Genomic DNA, 3,582 nt, shown 5'->3' with positions numbered 1-3,582 from the left:
GCCTGCCCGGCGGCGGGGCCTCCCCGGGAGACGTGGGCCTTCGGGTCCCCCGTGATCGTCAGCTCCACCTCCACCACCGGGGACGGCGTTCCCGGCTCGGCGGCCACGGACGCGCGGGCGAGCTCCGGCAGCGGCCCCCGGTGGAGGTCGGAGGTGTGCAGCGGAGTGGCGATCGCGGCCGCCGCGCCGGTGAGCAGGACGGCGGCCAGCGTCGCCGAGGACCCGCGCCGGCGCAGGACCCCCGGCCGGATGAGCAGCAGGACGGCCGCGAGCATGGCAAGGCCGGCCGCGGTGAGGGCGAGGGCCTCGTACCCCGGTTCCAGACCAAGGAGCGCCGCCGTGACCGTCCAGGCCGAGACGGCGGGCAGCAGCAGCCGGAAGTCGGCGCCCGCGGAGCGGGGCGCGGCGGCCGGACCGGCCGGCGTGGTGGCGGCGGACATGGCGGTACCTCCCTTCGGTGGCCGGGGAAGCGGGCGGGGACGACGGCGGTGGCGGCGTCAGAGGGTGAGGAGCGGGCGGAGTTCCGCGTACGTGCGGGCGCCGATGCCGCTGACCTGCCGGAGTTGGTCGAGGGAGCGGAAGGAGCCGTGCGAGGTGCGGTAGGCGAGGATGCGCTGGGCGAGGGTGGGGCCGACGCCGGGAAGGGTGTCGAGCTGTTCGAGCGTGGCGCGGTTGAGGCTGACGGGTGGTCGGGGCGCGGCGGGGCCCGGAGGTCCGCTCCCGCTGCCGACGACGGCCGGGGCGGGGGCGGGCCCCGGTTCGCCGACCAGGATCTGCTCACCGTCCGTCAGGATGCGGGCCAGGTTGAGGCTCCTGGTGTCCGTCTCCGGCAGCGGCCCGCCTGCCGCCCGCAGGGCGTCGGCCACCCGGGAGCCGCCGGGCAGGGTGTGCAGGCCGGGGAGGTGGACCCGCCCGCCGATGTCCACCACGACCTCCGCCCCGGCACCGGCGGCAGGCCCGGCCCTGGGGTCGACGGCGGAGGCGTCGGCGGGAGCGGGCGGCTCGACTCCCGCCGGTGCCGCGACGGCCGCCGGCGCGGGCACGGCGACCGTCTCCGGCCGGGCCAGCCAGAAGTGCTGTACGGCGTAGCCGACCGCGAACAGCAGCAGGATGGCCAGCCCGGCCACCGCGCGCCGGTCGAGCGCCAACGCCGAGCCGAGCGGGGGGAACGAGGCGAACGAGGGGACTCGCGGACGTGCCCCGGCCTCCGGTGGATCCACAGCATCACCCGGATCCACAGTGTCACCCGGATCCGGCGCGGCACCCACGTCCGGCGTTGCCGGCACCGCCGCCGGCACCGCTGCCTGAGACGGCAACGACGGGCCGCCGGCAGCCGCCGCCCGGCCCCTTGTCGGCGATGCGGCCGACCCCGGGGAGCCCTCGCCGACGCCGCCCTCCGGCTCGTCACCCGCCGGCTCGTCACCCGCCGGCAGCAGCGCGGCCATCCGCAGCCGTACCGTCTCGTCGATCGCATGGCGCTTCGCCGCGCCCAGGCCCATGGTCGTCATGCCGAGGACGGTAGGAGTCCTCCGGCGAGCGCACGGAAATCAACCAAACCCTGTGGACAACCCGGGGGTTGTGGATAAAAAGTGTCACTCACAGGAGTGAGCACGGCCGTCCGAAATTGACCAGCCGACCAAGCAACCGGGCACCCAGCCGGACCGCCCGACACCGGCAACCACCCGCACCACTCAGCGCGGCGCGACCACCACCGCCAGCAGCCCCGGCCCGACGTGCGCGCCGATCACCGCCCCCACCTCGCCCACGTACAGCTCCCGCAGCCCCGGCACCCGGGCCCGCAGCCGCTCCGCGAGCGGTTCGGCCCGGTCCTCGGCCGCCAGGTGGTGCACGGTGATGTCGACCTCCTGCTCCCCCGACCGCTCGACCGCGATCTCCTCCAGCCGCGCGATCGCCCGCGACGCCGTCCGCACCTTCTCCAGCGGCTCGATCCGCCCGCCGTCCAGGTGCAGCAGCGGCTTGACCGCCAGGGCCGAGCCGAGCAGCGCCCGCGCCGCCCCGATCCGGCCGCCGCGCCGCAGGTGCTCCAGGGTGTCGACGTAGAAGAACCCGCTGGTCCGGGCCGCCCGCCGCTCGGCCGCCTCGGCCGCCTCCGCCAGGCCCTGCCCGGCCGCGATGGCCTCGGCCGCCGACAGCACCCCGTACCCGAGCGCCATCCCGACCAGCCGGCTGTCCACCACCCGCACCGGTACGGGAGCCTCGGCGGCGGCCAGCCGGGCGGCCTCGACGGTGCCGGACAGTTCCCCGGAGATGTGCACCGAGACGATCCCCTTCGCCCCGGCCTCGGCGGCCGCCCGGTAGGTGGCGGCGAAGGTCTCCGGGTTCGGCCGGGAGGTGGTCACCCGCTGCTTGCCGCGCAGCGCCTCGGCGACGTCCTTCGGGGAGATCTCGACGCCCTCGCTCAGGACCGAGTCACCGACCGCGACGCTCAGCGGGACCACCGTGATCCCGTGCCGGTCGAGGGTCTCCTGCGGCAGATAGGCCGTGGAATCGGTGACAAGCGCGAGGTCGGAGGGCATGAGCCGGAGGTTACTCCCCGCCGGTCCGGGAGGACAGCGCCCGGTCCGGGCACCGGCCGAAGGCCTCGCGCCGCCCCGTCGGCTCAGCCTGCCGAGGGCCCCGTCGAAGGCCCGGCCGAGGGCTTGCGCAGCCGCTGCGCCAGCTTGGCCAGCGGATCGGCGAGCCCGAGCAGCTCCTCGGCACTCGCACGCCCCTTCCCGTCGGTCAGCCGGGCCCGAGCCGCACTCCCGGCCGCACCGCCGGAACCGCCGGAACCGCCGGAACCCGAAGCACCCCGAGCACCCCGAGCACCCGAAGCACCCGAAGCCTGGCCGGAGGACGCACCCCCCGCGGTGTCCCAGTGCCGCAGCGCCCCCGCCTCGCTCTCGCACTCCTGGCTCAGCCGGCTCAGCTCGTCGTCCGCGAACCGCTGCATCCGGTCCTGCGCCGCCCAGCGCATGGTCTCCGCCGAGTGCGTGATCCGCTCGGCCCGCTCGCGCAGCTCGGGCAGCTTGGCGGCGATCCGCGCGGTCTCCAGCTCACGCTCCAGCATCCGCAGCTCGCCGTCGAGCTCGGCGGCGTGCTCGTCGAGCCGCTTCAGCAGGGCGAGCGACTCGCCGAGCTGGCCGTCCTGCGCGAGGCCGCTCTCCAGCACCTGCCGGGTGCCGTCGAGCGAGGTCCGCAGGCGGAGCCGGACGGAGGCGATCTGTGCGGACGGGCCGACCTTGGTGTACGTCTTCGCCTTGAGGGTGGCGGTCTCCACGGCCCGGCGGGCGTTGGCCTCGTGCTTCTCGATCTTCGCGCCGACGGCCTTGGCGGCCTTGACCGTGCCGACCACGGCCAGCACCGTCACCGCGACCCCGAAGAGCAGGACCAGGCCGATCATCACGCCGAACACGTCCATCGCGCGCCACCTTCCGCCGTCGTTCCGGCCCCCACCGGGCCCAACGCGGGCCGCAATTGCCGAGGGTTCCACGGTAGCCGCCGGAAGCCGTCCGGGGGCAGCCCGAGCGGCCCCCGCGGACGGAGATCAGGGTCAGATCCGGGATCTCCCCGAGGGTCCCC

General features: G+C 75.9%; 3 protein-coding genes and 1 pseudogene. All 4 read right to left on the bottom strand.

Annotated elements, in window-relative coordinates; translation table 11 throughout:
• Positions 1-440: pseudogene (locus ACIQOV_RS32740) on the bottom strand (MBL fold metallo-hydrolase); the annotation flags it as partial.
• Between the two features lie 57 nt (positions 441-497).
• Entirely contained in the window at positions 498-1,508 is a 1,011-nt protein-coding gene (locus ACIQOV_RS32735; RefSeq protein ID WP_401054353.1) for a helix-hairpin-helix domain-containing protein, read from the bottom strand.
• Between the two features lie 183 nt (positions 1,509-1,691).
• Complete coding sequence (locus tag ACIQOV_RS32730; RefSeq protein ID WP_387695713.1) at positions 1,692-2,537, bottom strand: DegV family protein; 846 nt, start codon at positions 2,535-2,537, stop codon at positions 1,692-1,694.
• A gap of 83 nt (positions 2,538-2,620) precedes the next feature.
• Positions 2,621-3,421 (bottom strand): hypothetical protein, encoded by an 801-nt coding sequence (locus tag ACIQOV_RS32725; RefSeq protein ID WP_401054351.1) that lies wholly within the window; start codon positions 3,419-3,421, stop codon positions 2,621-2,623.
• Positions 3,422-3,582: the final 161 nt, after the last annotated feature.

It is taken from the genome of Kitasatospora sp. NPDC091257 (assembly GCF_044757675.1).
In the GTDB taxonomy this organism is placed as follows: Bacteria; Actinomycetota; Actinomycetes; order Streptomycetales; family Streptomycetaceae; genus Kitasatospora; species Kitasatospora lactacystinica.
Note: the sequence above shows the minus strand (reverse complement) of the source record. Positions and strands in the feature narration are given on the sequence as shown.

What these genes read in the sequence shown, in the direction of transcription:
- ACIQOV_RS32735 (WP_401054353.1), bottom strand. Translation starts at nt 1,508, where the DNA reads ATGACGACCATGGGCCTGGGCGCGGCGAAGCGCCATGCGATCGACGAG.
- ACIQOV_RS32730 (WP_387695713.1), bottom strand. Translation starts at nt 2,537, where the DNA reads ATGCCCTCCGACCTCGCGCTTGTCACCGATTCCACGGCCTATCTGCCG.
- ACIQOV_RS32725 (WP_401054351.1), bottom strand. Translation starts at nt 3,421, where the DNA reads ATGGACGTGTTCGGCGTGATGATCGGCCTGGTCCTGCTCTTCGGGGTC.